The organism is Amycolatopsis sp. NBC_01286 (genome assembly GCF_035982555.1).
Classification (GTDB): Bacteria; Actinomycetota; Actinomycetes; order Mycobacteriales; family Pseudonocardiaceae; genus Amycolatopsis.
Window position 1 is genome coordinate 6,603,767 of record NZ_CP108428.1, and the last position, 15,627, is coordinate 6,619,393.

15 protein-coding genes are annotated in these 15,627 nt (G+C 70.6%); 10 read left to right on the plus strand and 5 right to left on the minus strand.

The features are described 5' to 3' along the window. The first annotated feature begins 69 nt into the window (after positions 1-69). From OG570_RS31240 to OG570_RS31275, 8 genes are all read left to right on the plus strand, one after another. Positions 70-1,113 (plus strand): NADH:ubiquinone reductase (Na(+)-transporting) subunit F, encoded by a 1,044-nt coding sequence (locus OG570_RS31240; RefSeq protein ID WP_326952681.1) that lies wholly within the window; start codon positions 70-72, stop codon positions 1,111-1,113. An 18-nt stretch (positions 1,114-1,131) separates the two neighbouring features. Continuing rightward, on the plus strand, positions 1,132-2,301 hold the full coding sequence (locus OG570_RS31245) for a toluene hydroxylase (RefSeq protein WP_247052565.1): 1,170 nt from the start codon (positions 1,132-1,134) through the stop codon (positions 2,299-2,301). Continuing rightward, positions 2,298-2,672: a propane 2-monooxygenase effector subunit MimD gene (gene mimD, locus OG570_RS31250; RefSeq protein WP_326952682.1), complete on the plus strand. Its 375-nt coding sequence runs from the start codon at positions 2,298-2,300 to the stop codon at positions 2,670-2,672. Before OG570_RS31245 ends, mimD begins: the two co-directional genes overlap by 4 nt. Before the next feature lie 46 nt (positions 2,673-2,718). After that, entirely contained in the window at positions 2,719-3,756 is a 1,038-nt protein-coding gene (locus OG570_RS31255) for an amidohydrolase family protein (protein ID WP_247052563.1), read from the plus strand. Next, positions 3,753-4,469, plus strand: coding sequence for an iron-sulfur cluster assembly protein (locus OG570_RS31260; protein ID WP_326952683.1), 717 nt, complete (start codon positions 3,753-3,755; stop codon positions 4,467-4,469). The genes OG570_RS31255 and OG570_RS31260 overlap by 4 nt, the downstream gene beginning before the upstream one ends. Continuing rightward, on the plus strand, positions 4,466-5,491 hold the full coding sequence (locus OG570_RS31265; protein WP_326952684.1) for an NAD(P)-dependent alcohol dehydrogenase: 1,026 nt from the start codon (positions 4,466-4,468) through the stop codon (positions 5,489-5,491). The genes OG570_RS31260 and OG570_RS31265 overlap by 4 nt, the downstream gene beginning before the upstream one ends. 11 nt (positions 5,492-5,502) lie before the next feature. Then, positions 5,503-7,194, plus strand: a complete 1,692-nt coding sequence (groL, locus tag OG570_RS31270) for a chaperonin GroEL (protein WP_326950411.1) — start codon at positions 5,503-5,505, stop codon at positions 7,192-7,194. Between the two features lie 105 nt (positions 7,195-7,299). Continuing rightward, positions 7,300-7,488, plus strand: coding sequence for a hypothetical protein (locus OG570_RS31275; RefSeq protein ID WP_247052559.1), 189 nt, complete (start codon positions 7,300-7,302; stop codon positions 7,486-7,488). Between the two features lie 3 nt (positions 7,489-7,491). Here OG570_RS31275 and OG570_RS31280 read toward each other — a convergent pair whose 3' ends face one another. From OG570_RS31280 to OG570_RS31295, 4 genes are all read right to left on the minus strand, one after another. Then, complete coding sequence (locus OG570_RS31280; RefSeq protein WP_326950409.1) at positions 7,492-8,091, minus strand: hypothetical protein; 600 nt, start codon at positions 8,089-8,091, stop codon at positions 7,492-7,494. A 73-nt stretch (positions 8,092-8,164) separates the two neighbouring features. Beyond that, positions 8,165-10,324 (minus strand): RNA polymerase recycling motor ATPase HelR, encoded by a 2,160-nt coding sequence (gene helR, locus OG570_RS31285; protein ID WP_326952685.1) that lies wholly within the window; start codon positions 10,322-10,324, stop codon positions 8,165-8,167. A 33-nt stretch (positions 10,325-10,357) separates the two neighbouring features. Beyond that, the gene (gene rox / locus OG570_RS31290; RefSeq protein ID WP_326952686.1) at positions 10,358-11,785 is read right to left on the minus strand and encodes a rifampin monooxygenase; all 1,428 of its coding nucleotides are present in this window, start codon (positions 11,783-11,785) and stop codon (positions 10,358-10,360) included. A gap of 79 nt (positions 11,786-11,864) precedes the next feature. After that, a complete protein-coding gene (locus OG570_RS31295; protein ID WP_326952687.1) occupies positions 11,865-13,082 on the minus strand; it encodes a glycosyltransferase in 1,218 nt (405 codons plus the stop codon). Between the two features lie 269 nt (positions 13,083-13,351). Here OG570_RS31295 and OG570_RS31300 point away from each other — a divergent pair, with 269 nt between their 5' ends. Together OG570_RS31300 and OG570_RS31305 are read left to right on the plus strand one after the other, a co-directional pair. Next, positions 13,352-14,014, plus strand: coding sequence for a GNAT family N-acetyltransferase (locus OG570_RS31300; protein ID WP_326952688.1), 663 nt, complete (start codon positions 13,352-13,354; stop codon positions 14,012-14,014). Then, positions 13,947-14,456, plus strand: a complete 510-nt coding sequence (locus tag OG570_RS31305) for an LmrA/YxaF family transcription factor (protein WP_326952689.1) — start codon at positions 13,947-13,949, stop codon at positions 14,454-14,456. The genes OG570_RS31300 and OG570_RS31305 overlap by 68 nt, the downstream gene beginning before the upstream one ends. On the opposite strand, the gene OG570_RS31310 is transcribed toward OG570_RS31305, so the two are convergent. Then, the gene (locus OG570_RS31310; RefSeq protein ID WP_326952690.1) at positions 14,453-15,583 is read right to left on the minus strand and encodes an epoxide hydrolase family protein; all 1,131 of its coding nucleotides are present in this window, start codon (positions 15,581-15,583) and stop codon (positions 14,453-14,455) included. The genes OG570_RS31305 and OG570_RS31310 overlap by 4 nt on opposite strands. Positions 15,584-15,627: the final 44 nt, after the last annotated feature.

Below are 15,627 nucleotides of genomic sequence, written 5' to 3' on the forward strand. Positions count from 1 at the left end.
TCGTGAGTGGTAATGCGGGTTCTAACCCTCATTACCACTCACGACCCCCGACTCAGGGACGGGGCTGGCATGGCAGAGAAACACCGCGTGCGGTTCGAGCCCGTCGGGATCGAGATCGACGTCGCCGAGGAGCAGACGATCCTGCGCGCCGCCGCCGAGCAGGGCGTGATGCTCATGCACGGCTGCAAGGAAGGGCAGTGCGCGGCCTGCAAGTCGTTCATCCTCGACGGCGAGGACGTCGAACACGACAAGTACTCGACCTTCGCGTTGCCCGACTACGAAAAGGAGGAAGGGTTCACCCTGCTGTGCCGGGCCCACGCCTATGAGGACCTCACGATCGAGCTGCTCAACTACGACGAGGAGATGATCCAGTCGGGGCTGCCGATCCAGGAGGCGGAGGTCGAGGTGGTGTCGAACGACAACGTCACCCACGACCTGCGCCACCTCGTCGTCAAGCTGACGGATCCGGAGCAGCCGCTGAAGTTCTTCCCGGGCCAGTACATGGACTTCGCGATCCCGGACAGCGAAGAGTCGCGGTCGTTCTCGATGGCCAACACCTCGGCGCGCGACGGGCTGCTCGAGTTCGTCGTCAAGATCTACCCCGACGGGCTGTTCTCCACGTTCCTGGACACCCGGGTCGCGGTCGGGGACCGGCTGCGGATCACCGGCCCGTTCGGGGTGTTCACGTTGCGGGACAACCCGAGCGCGGATCTGATCTTCGTCGGCGGCGGGGCCGGGATGGCGCCGATCCTGTCGTTGCTGCGGACCATGGCCGAACGCGGCATCGAGCGGAAGGCGACCTTCTACTACGGTGCCCGGCGGCAGCAGGACCTCTGCTTCGACGCCGAACTGCGGGAGCTGCAGGAGAAACTCCCGAACTTCCGGTACGTGCCGGCGCTTTCGGAGCCGGGTGACGACGACTGGGACGGCGAAACCGGCTTCGTCACAGACGTCCTGCGCGCGGCCGGACTCGACCTGAAGGGCGCCGACGCCTACGTCTGCGGCCCGCCGCCGATGGTCGAAGCCGCGCTGGAACTGCTGCCCGCGCTCGGCGTCGCCGACAAGCGCGTCTTCTACGACAAGTTCACCACCACGGGCGAATCCGACGCCTGACACCCGAGGACGGATCCCATGACAGCCACTTCCGAACGCAGTGTGCCGAAGCCGACGTTCACCGACGCCGAAGCGGGCGCCAAGGTCTTCCCGGACTCCAGCGCCCGCCAGTACAACTACTTCACCCCGGCCAAGCGCAAGCAGAGCCACTACGAAGACGTCACCGTCGAGGTCCAGCCCGACCCGCGGCACTACCTCTCGCAGGGCTGGCTCTACGCCTTCGCCGACGGCAAGGCCGGCTACCCGCTGGAGTGGACCGCGATGAAGGCGTGGGGGTCCGACCGGCCGGTACCCGAGCGCAGCCCCGGCTCCGGCGGCAAGGGCTACGACTGGCCCGCCCACGGCTGGCACGAGTTCCGCGACCCCAACGAGGAGTGGGAGCTCACCCTCTACCGGTACAACGCGAACGTCGTGCGCCAGCTCAACCAGAACATCGACGCGGCCCGCCAGGCCAAGGCGTTCGAGCAGTGGAACCCCAACTGGGTCGACTTCGTCGCCAAGCACGTCGGCGCGTGGATGCACGTCGACCACGGCCTCGGCCTGTACCTCTACGCCAACGCCAACCGCCGCGCCCCGACGAACATGCACAACAACGCGATCTCGGTGAACAGCATGCACCGGATCCGCGCGGCGCAGGACCTGGCGCTGTACACGCTGACGCTCACCGAAGAGGTCCCCGGCTTCGACGGCGGCGCGCACCTGACGACGTGGAACGAGGACCCGGCCTGGCAGGGCGTGCGGGAGACCGCCGAGCAGCTGACCGGGATCTGGGACTGGTGCGAGGCGATCTTCGCCTCGAACATCGTCTTCGAGCCGCTCGTCGGCGAGCTGTTCCGCAGCAACCTGGTGCAGCAGGCCGCGCCGGCGAACGGCGACTTCGTCACCCCGACGCTGATCGGTGCGGAGGAGTTCGACTTCTCCGAGCGCGACCTCCGGTACACCAAGGCGATGTTCGACCTGCTGATCAACGACAAGGAGTTCGGCGACCAGAACAAGGCGCTGGCGCAGAAGTGGCTCGAGGACTGGGTCCCGCGGTGCATCTCCGCCGCGCGCGCCCTGCAGCCGTTGTGGTCGCAGCCCGACGCCAAGCCGATCCGGTTCGAGGACGGCCTCGACCGCGTCAAGAGCCGGTTCGCCGGCATCCTGTCCGATTTGGGTCTCAAAGCACCGGAGGAGCTGGGCCAGTGACCGTCTTCAAAACCTCGGAAAGCCCGTACAAGGTCAACAACACGGCCTCGAACATGTGCGGCTTCACCCTGATGAACAACCAGGTCGGCGCGATCATCGCGGAAGTCATGGCCGGCAAGGACAACGTGACCGTGACGCCGTTGCCGTCGATGATCCGCGTCGACGCGAAGGGCCGGACCGACCTGGTCTACGCCGAGGTCGACGAGGCCGCCGGCGAGGAAGAGGGCTGGTTCAACGCGGCCGAGTTCGAGGAGAGCATGTCCACCCACTACGGGCGGATGATCCACGAGGACGACCGCACGATCATGTTCGCCAACCCCGAGGACGCGGCCGAGTACCTCGACTTCGACCTCAAGGTCATCAACAAGTAGTTCGCACCAAGCAGCGAAGCACTCGATCCGCTCAGGAGGGTCACCCGTGTACGAAAAAGATGGCGAAAAGTATTTCGTAGTTGACGCCCACACCCATTTCTGGGACGCCAGCCCGGACAACTGGGTCAAGGGGCAGGAGGAATACGCCAAGGGGTGGATCGAGTGCTTCCACGCCTACCAGGGCCTCGGCCCGAAGGAGACGCACTGGCCGATCGACCGCTTCCAGAAGTACTCGGAAGAGCTGATGATGCACGACCTGTTCGAGGTCGGGCACGTCGACACGGCCATCTTCCAGCCGACGAACCTGCGGCAGTGGTACAAGAACGGCTTCAACACCACCGAGGCCGACGGCGCGATGGCCGAACGGCACCCGGGTCAGTTCCTGGTGAACACGACCTTCGACCCGCGTGAAGGCGACGAGGGCATGAAGGCGTTCGAGGAACGCGTCAAGCGGTACGGCTGCAAGGGCGTCAAGCTCTACACGGCCGAGTGGCGCGGGGACTCCCGCGGCTGGAGCCTGAAGGACCCGGAAGCGGCGAAGTACCTCGAGAAGTGCGAGGAGCTGGGCGTCAAGAACGTCCACATCCACAAGGGCCCGACGATCTGGCCGCTCGACAAGGACGCCTTCGACGTGTCCGATGTGGACCACGTGGCGACCAACTTCCAGGGCCTCAACTTCATCGTCGAGCACGTCGGCCTGCCGCGCATCGAGGACTTCTGCTTCATGGCCACCCAGGAGCGCAACGTCTACGCGGGGCTCGCCGTCGTCATCGGCGGCCTGATGCACGCCCGGCCGAAGTTCTTCGCGAAGGTCATGGGCGAGCTGATGTTCTGGATCGGCGAGGACAAGCTGATCTTCGGCGCGGACTACGCCATCTGGGAACCGAAGTGGCAGGTCGAGGGCTTCGTCGACTGGAACATGCCGGGCGACGAGGAACTGTCGGACTTCGCGCCGCTGACGGTCGACCAGAAGCGGAAGATCCTCGGCCTGAACGCGGCCCGGCTGTACGGCATCGACGTGCCGGAGGAACTGCGGATCAAGGACCCGGAGAACGTCGAGCCCGTCGGTGTGCCGAACTCATGACGGCACTGGACGAACGGGGTGTGCGGGCCGGCCACGCCGAGGTGTGGTCGGCCCTGGGCACCGTCCGGGATCCCGAACTGGACGAACCCCTCACCGACCTGGGTTTCGTGGCCCGTTGTGAGGTGAGCGCGGCGGGCCACGCCGTCATCCGGCTGCGGCTGCCGACCTACTTCTGCGCGCCCAACTTCGCGTTCCTGATGGTCGCGGACGCCTACGACGCCGTCGCCGGGGTGCCGGGCCTGACCGGGCTCGACATCCGGCTCGACGACCACTTCGCCTCCGACGTCATCAACCGCGGGGTGGCGGCCCGGCAGGGGTTCGTCGCGTCGTTCGAGGGCGAGGCCGTCGACGAGCTCGACACGCTGCGCTACGACTTCGTGCGCAAGGCCGTGCTGGCCGGCACCGACCGGGTCTGCCGGACCCTGTCGGGCACCGGGCTGGACCCGGCGGAGCTGACGCTCGGCGAGGTCCCGCCCGGACCGGACCTCGACCGGCTGCGGGCCCGCCGCCGCGAGCTCGGCCTGCCCGCCGGCGACGGCGACCCGTTGCTGCTCGACCCGGCGACCGGCCGGCGGGTCGAGCCGGGCGACGCCAAGCGGCACCTGGCCTTCGCCCGGTTGACCCGCACGAGCATGGAGGCCAACTCCGGCGTCTGCCGGGGCATGCTGCGTGCCCGGTATTCGCTGACCGCAGAAGAGGAGGGCACGGGATGAAGGCCGTGCGGCTGCAGAAGTACCACCAGCAACCGGTGATCGAAGAGGTACCGGAGCCGCGCGCCACCGGACCCTTCGACGTCGTGGTGAAGATCGGCGGCGCCGGCGTGTGCCGCACCGACCTGCACATCATCGAAGAGCAGTGGCGGGACAAGTCTGGCGTCGCCCTGCCCTACACGATCGGCCACGAAAACGCGGGCTGGGTCCACGAAGTCGGCCCCGCGGTGACGAACGTCGAAGTCGGCGACACGGTCATCCTGCACCCGACGCCGACGTGCGGGCTCTGCCACGCCTGCCGCGCGGGCGACGACATGCACTGTCCCAACGGGAGCTTCCCGGGCATCGACAGCGACGGCGGCATGGCCGAGTACCTGCTGACGTCGGCGCGGGCGTGCATCAAGCTCGACCCGGCGACCCAACCGGAAGACGTCGCCGCACTGGCCGACGCGGGCATCACCGCCTACCACGCGGTGCGCAAGGCCGTCCCGCTGCTGTACCCGGGCACCACCTGCGTCGTCAACGGCGCCGGCGGCCTCGGGCACATCGGCATCCAGTCGCTGAAGGCGCTGACCGCGACCCGCGTGGTCGTGGTCGACCGCAACGCCGACGCGCTGAAGCTGGCGGCCGATCTGGGCGCCGACGAAACGGTGCTGGGCGACGGCAAGCAGGTCGACGCCGTGCTCGACCTGACCGGCGGCAACGGCGCGGAGGTCGTGCTCGACTTCGTCGCCGAGCAGGGCGCCCAGCAGGACGCGTTCGCGATGACCCGGCGCGCCGGGTCGCACTTCGTCATCGGCTACGGCAGCAACATCGACATCCCGACCATCGACATCATCTCCACCGAGCGCAGCGTCATCGGCAACCTGGTCGGCACGTACAACGACCTGGTGGAGCTGATGGTCCTCGCGCAGGCCGGGAAGGTCACCCTCCACACGAAGAAGTACCCGCTGGACGCGGCTCTCGACGCACTGGCCGACCTCGATGCCGGACGCGTGCGCGGTCGGGCCATCCTCACACCCTAGGAGCAGGAAACATGGCGAAGGAACTTCGGTTCGGCTCGGACGCCCGCGACCTGCTTCTCGCGGGCGTCGACAAGCTGGCGGAAGCGGTCAAGTCCACCCTCGGCCCCAAGGGCCGCAACGTGATCATCGAGAAGATCACCGGTTCGCCGGTGGTCACCAACGACGGCGTCACCATCGCCCGCGAGATCCACCTGAAGAACCAGTTCGAGAACATGGGCGCGCAGCTGGTCAAGGAAGCGGCGATCAAGACCAACGACGTCGTCGGCGACGGCACCACCACCGCCACCGTGCTCGCCCAGGCCATCGTCCACGAAGGCATGCGGGCGATCACCGCCGGCGGCAACCCGGTGCTCGTCAAGCGCGGCATCGACCACGCCGTCGGGTTGCTGGTGGCGTACTTGGAGAAGCAGGCGCACCCGGTGGTGTCCGAAGCGGACTACGCGCGGGTCGCGGCGATCTCGGCGAACGACGACGACACGGTCGGTGCCGTCATCGCGAAGGCCCTGCACACCGTCGGCGACGGCGGCGTGGTGACGGTCGAAGAGTCGCCGATGATCGGGATGAGCGTCGACTTCGTGGAGGGCTTCGAGTTCGACAACGGTTACCTCTCGCCGTACCTGGTCACCGACCCGGGCCGGCTGGAAGCGGTGCTCGACGACCCGTACATCCTGATGTCGGCGGAGAAGATCACCAAGGTGCAGCAGCTGATGCCGTTGCTGGACAAGGTGATGCGGGCCCCGCGGCCGCTGGTGATCATCGCCGAGTCGATCGAGGGCACGGCGCTGTCCATGCTGGTGCACAACCACGTGAACGGCACGTTCCAGTCGGTGGCCGTCCGCGCGCCCGGCTTCGGCGACCGGCGGCTGCACAAGCTGGAGGACCTCGCGGCGATCGTCGGCGGCGCGGTGCTCTCGCGGACGTCCGGCTTCAGCATGGAGACGATGACGCTGGAGCACCTCGGCCGGGCCAAGCAGGTCCGGGTCACCGCGAACAACACCACGATCGTCGGCGGCGGCGGTACCTCCGACGCCGTCGAGTTCCGGGTCGGGCAGCTGCGGGCGGAGCTGGAGCGCGCGCAGTTCGGCATCGACGAGGACGTGCTGACCGAGCGGATCGGCGCGCTGACCGGCAAGGTCGCGGTCGTGCGCGTCGGGGCGGCGACCCCGGCCGAGCTCAAGGAACTGCAGCACCGGGTCGAGGACGCGCTGTCCGCGACGCGGGCGGCGATGGCCGAGGGCATCGTGGCCGGCGGGGGAGCGGCGCTCCTGCACGCCGAGAAGGCCCTGGAAGGCCTGGGGCTGGAAGGCGACCAGGCGATCGGGGTCGAGATCGTCCGGCGCGCGCTGGCGGAACCGGCGTTCCTCATCGCCCACAACGCCGGGCACCCGGCGCACGAGATCGTCGCGCGCACCCGGGAGCTCGGCTCGGACGAGGGTTTCGACGCCCTGAACGACCAGTTCGGCGACATGATCGCCTTGGGCGTCGTCGACCCGTTGCGGGTGTGCCGCTCGGCGATCCAGAACGGCGCTTCGGTGGCCGGGTTGCTGCTGACGACGAACTCGCTGATCGCCGAGGAGCAGACGCCGTGGGGTGGTAGCGCGGCGCTGATGACCGAGTTCGGCCCGCTGGACGAGGGCCTGCACCAGCCCTCGCCCGACGCGAGCACGCCGCAGTCCCTCGGGATGGGCCCCTCCGTCGGCTGATCTCGGGCCTGCGGAGTGTCGGGGGTCTCCCCGTCGGTGTCCTGAGCACCGGCGGGGGACCTTCGCGTCGTGCAGGGTGCGCCCGGTGCTGTCACCCTGGTGATCATGACGCACTACACGCTCGTCCAGACCCTCGCGACGGTCCAGGAGTTCGAGGCGAAGGGCTTCCTCGGCACGGTGGGCAAGATCGCCGCGGCGACGGTCATCTTCTTCATCGTGATCGGCCTGATCGTGGGGCTGCTGCTGGGGTTCTTCATCGGCCGCTCGGTGGGCCGCCGGCAGGGCCCGCGGTGAGCGCTACCGGACCAGGCCGTGCCGCGCGAGTTCGTGGCCGGCCAGGACCGCGATGACCTCCTTGTCGCGGGCGCGCCAGCCCGTGGCGATCTCGCCGGACTTCGCGAGGCGGCGCAGGGGCTGCGTGGTCAGCGCCCGCAGGGCCAGCAGGTCCAGGCCCTCGTCGCCGAGTGCGCGCAGCTGGGCGGCCGCGGAGGCGCGGCGGGCGAAGTGCCAGCGCATCGGGAGCCACGTCGCGAGCAGCGTCAGCACCGGCAGCGCGATGATGATCGCCGCCATCCACCACGCCAGGTTCTCGACGGCTTCGATCTGCCAGCGGCCGGCGTCGGCGAACTGGGTGCCGACGTTCGAACCGCCGTGCAGCGCCTTCGCGAGCGCGTCGCCGATGAGCGGGATGCCGTCGGCGGAGTTCGCGGCCGAGTCGAACGTCCCGGTCAGCCCGGTGCCGGCGCTGACGAGCCCGTCGCCCGGCGCCCGCAGCTTCATGACCTCGTCGTACACCGTCGTTCCCAGCCACACCGCGAAGACGACGAGCAGCAACGCCAGCAGGTCGCTGACGAGCTGGGCGGTACGGCGGATCGGCCGTTCGGCGTAGAGCTGCATCGGGGACGCCTTTCGCGGTGGGGGAGCGCGGCCACGGCAACGTACCCGCGCACCCCCGGGGCGAACCGCGAGCCTAGCTCCGGACGACCTCCGCGAGCCCGGTCAACGCCTGCGGCAACGGCTCCCGGTGCAGCACGCCGAGCCGTTGCGTCGCCCGGGTGAGCGCGACGTAGAGATCGGCCGCGCTGTCGGCGAGGATCTTCGCCGGCTCCACGACCAGGACGGCGTCGAACTCCAGGCCCTTGGTCTCCGACGCCGGCACCGTGCCCGGCACGCCCGGCGGCCCGATGACGACACTGGTGCCTTCGCGGCCGGCTTCGTCGCGGGCGAACTGCTCGATCACCGCGGCCAGTTCGTCGTCGGTGACCTGCCTCGACCACGGCCGGACGCCGCACGCGCGGACCGACTCCGGGGGCCGGACGCCGGGCGCGAAGTCCGCGAGCACCGCGGCGGCGACCTCCATGATCTCCGCCGGGGTGCGGTAGTTCACCGTCAGCGAACGGTAGACCCAGCGGCCCGGCACGTACGGCGCCAGCACCGCGTCCCACGACCGCGCCCCGGCCGCCGAGCGGCGCTGCGCGAGGTCGCCGACGACCGTGAACGACCGGCCCGGGCACCGCCGCATCAGCACCCGCCAGTCCATTTCGGACAATTCCTGGGCTTCGTCGACGACGACGTGGCGGTAGGTCCAGTCCCGGTCCGCCGACGCCCGTTCGACGAGGCTGCGTGTGTCGGCCTCGACGAACCGGTCGGCCAGGTCCTCGGCGAACAGCAGGTTCTCGGCGGACAGCATGACGTCCTCGTCCATCTCCTCACGATCGAGCTTCATCGTCTCGAAGACGCCTTCGGCGTACTCGGCCTCGGCCTTCCGCTCCCGGGCCACCACCGCGGCGGCCGCCTTCTCGGCCGTCTTGTCGCGGCCCAGCAGGTCGACCAGCTCGTCGAGCAGCGGCACGTCCGACACCGTCCAGGCGTCACCCCGGGCCCGGAACAGCGCCGAGCCGGCCGGGGCGGACTCGTACAGCCGCGCCAGCAGCGTTTCCGGCGTCAGGACCGGCCAGAGCCGCTCCAGCGCGGCGGTGAACGTCTCGTCGGCGGCCAGTTCGGCGATCAGGTCCTTCCGCAGTGACTCCCACTCCGCCTTGTCGTCTCGGGACAGCCAGCCGCGGCCGATCCGGCCCATCGCCCGCTCGGTCAGCACGTACGTGACGATCTCGGTGAACACCGCGCGGGCCTCGTTGTGCGGCTGCCCGCTGTCGCGCGCTTCCTGCCGGGCCCACTCCGCCGTCTCGGCGTCGATCCGGACCGTGACGTCCCGCAGTTCGATCGGCAGCGGCTCTTCCGGCAGCCGCTGCCGATCGGCGACGGCCGCGGCGAGGACGTCGAGGATCTTCAGGGATCCCTTGAGCCGCACGGCTTCCGGCGTGTCCTCGGCGGTGACGTCCAGGCCGGGCACGAAACCGCCGGTGGTCGTGAAGACGACGTCGGTCTCGCCCAGCGACGGCAGGACGCGGCCGATGTGGCTCAGGAACGCCGGGTTGGGCCCGACGACGAGCGCGCCGTGGCGTTCCATCCGTTCCCGCTGGGTGTAGAGCAGGTAGGCGACGCGGTGCAGCGCCACCACCGTCTTCCCGGTGCCCGGGCCGCCTTCGATCACCAGCACACCCGGGTGGTCGAGCCGGATGATCTCGTCCTGCTCGGCCTGGATCGTCGCGACGATGTCGCGCATCCCCTCGCCGCGCGGCGCGTTGATCGCCGCGAGCAGCGCCGCGTCCCCCTCGTCACCCTCGGCCGGGCGCCCGAGCACCTCGTCGGTGTACCCGAGCACGTGCCGCCCGCGCGTGCGGAACTGCCGGCGTCGGCGCATGTCCTCCGGGTTCGCGCCGGTGGCCGTGTAGAACGCGCGTGCCGCCGGCGCCCGCCAGTCGAGCAGCACCGGCCGGTAGTCGTCCTCCTCGTCGAACAGGCCGATCCGGCCGATGTAGGAGCGCTCGCCCGCGACGGCGTCCATCCGGCCGAAGCACAGGCCGTTGTCCACCACCTCCAGGCGTTTCGCCTCCCGGCCCAGCGCGCGCACGCCGACGTCGCGTTCCATGGCGCCGAGGCCCTTCCCGCCCAGCGCCGCGTCGTACTCGCCCCGCACCCGCGCGCGCTCGGCGTCGAGCCGCGTGTAGAGATCGGCCACGTACGCGCGTTCGGACCGCAGTTCTTCTTCGTACCCCTGTGCAGCCACGTTCCCTCATCGTTTAAGAAACTTCCCCGGCGGTCAGGCCGCGGGCCTGCCGAACCACTTCCGCAACGCGCCGGGCAGCGCCGCCGCGTCCTCCCCGGCCCAGACCACGTGCCCGTCCGGGCGCAGCAGCACCGCGGGCACGTCCAGCTCCTCGCTGACGTCGACGACGTGGTCGACCCGGTCTTCCCAGCCCGTGGCGGAAAGCCCGCCGGTCTGGTCGAGCAGCAGCCCGCGACCTTCGTGCATCAGGTCGTAAAGCCGCCCGCTCTTCAGCTGCACGTCACGCAGGCGCCGGCCGAGCAGGTCGGGCCCGTCGCCGACGTCGTAGCGGATGTCGACGGCGATGAGCTGCTCGGTCAGGTAGCGGCTCACGTCCTCGAAGTCCATCAGCTTCGTCAGGAGCTGACGCACGGCCTGGGGACCGGGCTCCAGCGACGTCAGCTGCATCTGCGCGCGGGTGTTGACCAGCACCTGCGTGGCGACCGGGTGCCGCTCGGCCTCGTAGCTGTCCAGCAGGTCCGCCGGCGCCCAGCCGTCGACCTCGGCGGCCAGCTTCCAGCCGAGGTTGAACGCGTCCTGGAGGCCGAGGTTGAGGCCCTGCCCGCCCATCGGCGGGTGGATGTGCGCGGCGTCGCCGGCCAGCAGCACCCGGCCGACCCGGTACCGCTCGGCCTGCCGGGTGGCGTCGCCGAAGCGGGAGAGCCAGCGCGGCGAGTGCACCCCGAAGTCGGTGCCGGCGGTGGAGCGCAGCTGCCGCTTGAACTCCTCGAAATCCGGCGGCGTCGAGCGGTCCTCGGCGACGCTGTCGGCGGGGACGACCAGGCGGTACAGGCCGTCCCCGATGGGCCCGACCCCGAACCGCTTCTGGGTCTTGCGGACTTCGGTCATCACGGCGGTCAGCGTCTCGGGGTCCTCGGTCAGCTCCATCTCGCCGAGCAGCGTGTCGACGCGGGTGGGCTCGCCGGGGAAGCCGACGCCGAGCAGCTTGCGCACCGTGCTGCGGCCGCCGTCGCAGCCGACGAGGTACCGCGCCCGCAGCTGCGTCCCGTCGGCCAGGTCGACGGTCACGCCGTGGTCGTCCTGGGCCAGTCCGGTCACTTCGGTGCCACGCCGGATCTCGACGTCCAGCTCGCCGGCGTGCTCGGTCAGCAGGCGTTCGGTGACGGGCTGCAGGATGCTGAGGACGTACGGGTGCGAGGTGTCCAGGTGGGCGGGCTGCGGCTTGCTGATGCCGGCGAAGAACCCGTTGAGCGGGTACTTCTTGCCGGCCGCGAGGAACCGCTCCAGCAGCCCGCGCTGGTCCAGCACCTCGATGGTGCGCGCGTGGATGCCGAGCGCGCGCACGACCGGCGAGGGCTGCGGCTCCTTTTCCAGCACGAGCACGTCCACGCCCTGCAGCCGCAGTTCGCCGGCCAGCATGACGCCCGTCGGTCCGCCGCCGGCCACGATCACGTCGAGCACAAAATCCCCTGTCCGTTCGAAGAAAGTCCTGGTCAGTACAGCGCCGGGGAACGCCCCCGGCACGAAGATCACCGGTGGTTCACACGGTCGTGGGCCGCGCGGCCCACGCGAAGAGCAGGTCGGCGGCCACCGCCGTCCCGTCGGCGCGGATTGTGACGGCCTCCGCGCGCGTCCGGGTTTCGGGAGCCAGCGCGATCTCGAGCGCGGCCGAGAGGGACGCGACGGTCGGCGCCGGGCCGTCGTGCGCCACCCCGATGCCCAGGGCGGCGACCCGGCTCGCCCAGTACGGCTGGTCCGTCGCCTGCGGGACGACGACCTGGGGCACGCCGGCGCGGGCGGCCGTCGTGGTGGTGCCCGCGCCGCCGTGGTGCACGACGGCGGCGCACCGGCCGAACAGCGCCTGGTGGTTGACCTCGCCGAGCACGAAGCAGTCGTCCCGGTCGTCGGCCAGGCCCAGGTCGGCCCAGCCCTGGAGGACGAGGACCCGGCGCCCGTGCGCGCGGACGGCGTCGACGGCGACCTGCGCGACGTCCGCCGCCGCGTGCATGGGCATGCTGCCGAAGCCGACGTAGACCGGCGGCGGGCCCGCGGCCAGGAACGCGTCCAGCTCGGCCGGGAGCGGGCGGTCGTCCGGCACGATCCACGCGCCGGTCTGCACGACGTCGAGGTCCGTGGCCCGCCACGGATCCAGGACCGGGTCCGTCGCCAGCCACGGCCGGGTGCCGACGACGTAGTCCCGGACGTGGTCCACCGCGGGCAGGCCGTGCGCCACCCGGCTGGTGTTGAGCGCCGCCCCGAACAGCGCGTTCACGCTCTCGGCGTCCAGGTCCCACAACGCCCGGTTGTCGGTCATCTCCGGCGGGTGGGGCCGGCCGGCGTACGCCAGCGGCGCGTGGTGCGGGGACGGCAGCGTGGAACTCTGGAAGGCGACGAACACCGAGCGGACGCCCAGCAGTTCGGCGATGGACAGCGCGCCGGCGGCGGTCGGCAGCATGCCGGTCGCCACCAGGACGTCGCAGCCTTCGGCCGCTTCGGTCACCACGTCGAACTGGGCGGCGATCAGCTGCGCAGCCCGCTCGGGCAGCGACGACGGCGCCGGTGCCGCCTGGGTCAGCTCCTTCGCCGACGGCCCGACCGGCACGTACGCCACCCCGACGCCGGCCAGCCGGCGCGCGAAGTCCTCGTCCGCGGGCGCGCACACCCGCACTTCCGCGCCGCGGGCACGCAGCGTCAGCGCGAGCCCCACCAGCGGTTCGACGTCCCCTCGTGACCCGTACGTCGACAACAACACACGCACTAGCGAACCCCCGTTTTGGTCGAATCCAGCCGCAGATCCCGGCTGAGGCCGATGATTCTGCGGCACGACCTGGGTCTTGCGGCAAGCCCCGGGGTGCGCTATACGTTAGTAGTGGAAGGGAGTGGTCACTCCTCCTTCCGGTCTCGCGGGTATCTCCGCAGCTCCAGCTTGTCTCCCTCCGCGGTCGTTCGTCGAGAGCCGTTCGCGCGAACCTGATCTATGACGGCCGTCATAGTGTGGGCTCGGGTGTTTCGTGCTCTCATGGGACTATGACAGCCGTCATAGAAATCCGGGAGCTGGGCGACCGCCCGGCCGACCGGGAGTGCGTGGCCGCGCTGGTCGCGGCCTGTTCGCCGGGCAGTCTCCGGCGGCGCTTCATGATGGGCGGCCCGGCCGAGCCGGGCGAGATCTTCCGGCGCTACCACCGGTTCCTGCTCGCCGGCCCACCCGGCGGCGTCGCGCTGCTGGCGACGTCCGGCGGGATTCCGGTGGGGCTGCTCAACTTCGTCGCGGAGACCCCCGGGACGGCCGAGCTCGGCGTCCTGGTCGCCGACGCGTGGCAGCGGCAGGGGGTCGGGAGTGCGCTGAGCCGGTGGCTGCAGGCGTCCGGGCGGTGGCCGGGGTGGACGGTGGGGGCGACCGTGCAGGCCGGGAACGCCGGCGCCGAGACGCTGCTGCTGCGCCAGGGCTTCCGCCCGGTACCCGCCTACGAACGCGGCGAGCGCGACTTCGCGCTGGTCGTGCCCGACTGGGCTACCATGACGAGTGTCATGAAGGAGGCCGTCGATGACGAGGACACCACGCGAGCGGATCGTGCTGAGCGCCGCGCAGCTGGTGCGGATCCAGGGCGTCGGGGCGACGGGCATGCGGGACGTGGTCGCGCACGCCGAGGCGCCGCGGGGGTCCCTGCAGCACTACTTCCCGGGCGGTAAGGACCAGCTGATGGCCGAAGCCGTCGCCTGGGCGGGCGGGTACGCCGCCCGCCGCGTGGCCCGGCTCGCGGCCAAGCTCGAGAACCCGACGCCGGGCAAGCTGTTCGCGGCCATGGCCGCCCAGTGGCGCGACGAGTTCACCACGACGGGCTTCGACGCGGGCTGCCCCCTGGTGGCGACGGTCGCCGACGCGGCGGCGACGAGCGAGAGCCTGCGCGACGCCGTCGGCAAGGCTTTCGAGGGCTGGCAACGACCTTTGGCGGAAACGCTGTCACAGTTCGGCGTCCCCGCGGCTCGCAGCGTCTCGCTGGCGGTGCTCATGCTGAGCACGTTGGAGGGCGCGATCATCCTGGCGCGGGCACACCAGGACGTCGCCCCGCTGGACACGGTGGTGGAGGAGCTACGCCCCCTGCTCGACGGCGCAGTGTCCACTGTGGACTAAAGCTCGCGGAAGAAGTCGCGGATGTCCTGCAGCAGCAGGTCCGGCGCCTGCAGGGAGGCGAAGTGGCCGCCGGTGTCGTGCTCCGTCCAGCGGGTGATGTTGTTCGACAGTGCGGCCAGACCGCGGATCGCGTGGTCGCCGCGGAAGTTGGCCACCCCTGTCGGGACGCCCGATGGCTGCGGGCGCTCGCCCCAGCCGTCCTGGCCCGCCTCCAGGTAGAGGCGCGCGGCCGAACCCGCGGTGCCGGTGAGCCAGAAGGTCGTGACGTTCGTCAGGATCGCGTCGCGTGAAACCGGTGTCTGCTGTGTCGCCGTCGGGTCCCAGTCGACGAACCATTCCAGGTTCCACGCGAGCTGGCCGGCGGGGGAGTCGTTGAGCGCGTAGGCCAGCGTCTGCGGCCGGGTCGCCATCTGCGTGGCGTAGCCGGAATGCGCGTACCACCAGACCTGGTTCTCCTGCGCCCGCTTGCGGTCCTCTTCGGACAGCCGGTCGAGGTCGCCGGGCGCGGTCGGGACACCGGCGTTCGCGACGGCGTTGACGTGCACGCCGAGGACTTGCGAGGGGGCCGTCCGGCCCAGTTCGGGGGAGACGATGCTGCCGAAGTCACCACCCTGGGCGCCGTAACGCTCGTAACCCAGCCGCCGCATCAGCTCGGCCCACGCCCGCGCGATGCGGCGGGTGTTCCAGCCCGGCTCGGTCGTCGGCCCGGAGAACCCGAAGCCGGGCACCGACGGCGCGACGACGTGGAACGCGTCCGCCGGGTCGGCGCCGTGGGCGCGTGGGTCGGTGAGCGGGCCGAGGACGTCCAGGAAGTCGGCCACCGTGCTCGGCCAGCCGTGGGTGAGGATCAGCGGCGTCGCGTCCGGCTCGGGCGAGCGGACGTGCAGGAAGTGCACACGCTGGCCGTCGATCGTGGTCGTGAACTGCGGGAACGCGTTGAGCCGCGCCTCCTGTGCGCGCCAGTCGAAGCCCGTCTGCCAGTACTCCGCCAGCTCGGCCAGGTAGGGCTCGCTGACGCCGTAGGCCCAGCCGGCGCCGGGCAGCTCGCCGGGCCAGCGGGTGCGGGCGAGCCGGTGGTGCAGCTCGTCCAGGTCGGCCTGCGGGACGTCGATGCGGAAGGGTTCCATGGCCGTAGCGTTCCGCGCGTGTAGGACAGGATCGGTCCTAGTCG

Bases quoted from the DNA above. Each gene is read 5' to 3' on its own strand.
- OG570_RS31260 (WP_326952683.1), top strand. From the start codon at position 3,753: ATGACGGCACTGGACGAACGGGGTGTGCGGGCCGGCCACGCCGAGGTG.
- OG570_RS31275 (WP_247052559.1), top strand. From the start codon at position 7,300: ATGACGCACTACACGCTCGTCCAGACCCTCGCGACGGTCCAGGAGTTC.
- OG570_RS31240 (WP_326952681.1), top strand. From the start codon at position 70: ATGGCAGAGAAACACCGCGTGCGGTTCGAGCCCGTCGGGATCGAGATC.
- groL (WP_326950411.1), top strand. From the start codon at position 5,503: ATGGCGAAGGAACTTCGGTTCGGCTCGGACGCCCGCGACCTGCTTCTC.
- OG570_RS31300 (WP_326952688.1), top strand. From the start codon at position 13,352: ATGACAGCCGTCATAGAAATCCGGGAGCTGGGCGACCGCCCGGCCGAC.
- OG570_RS31245 (WP_247052565.1), top strand. From the start codon at position 1,132: ATGACAGCCACTTCCGAACGCAGTGTGCCGAAGCCGACGTTCACCGAC.
- OG570_RS31305 (WP_326952689.1), top strand. From the start codon at position 13,947: ATGCGGGACGTGGTCGCGCACGCCGAGGCGCCGCGGGGGTCCCTGCAG.
- OG570_RS31265 (WP_326952684.1), top strand. From the start codon at position 4,466: ATGAAGGCCGTGCGGCTGCAGAAGTACCACCAGCAACCGGTGATCGAA.
- OG570_RS31280 (WP_326950409.1), bottom strand. From the start codon at position 8,091: ATGCAGCTCTACGCCGAACGGCCGATCCGCCGTACCGCCCAGCTCGTC.
- OG570_RS31310 (WP_326952690.1), bottom strand. From the start codon at position 15,583: ATGGAACCCTTCCGCATCGACGTCCCGCAGGCCGACCTGGACGAGCTG.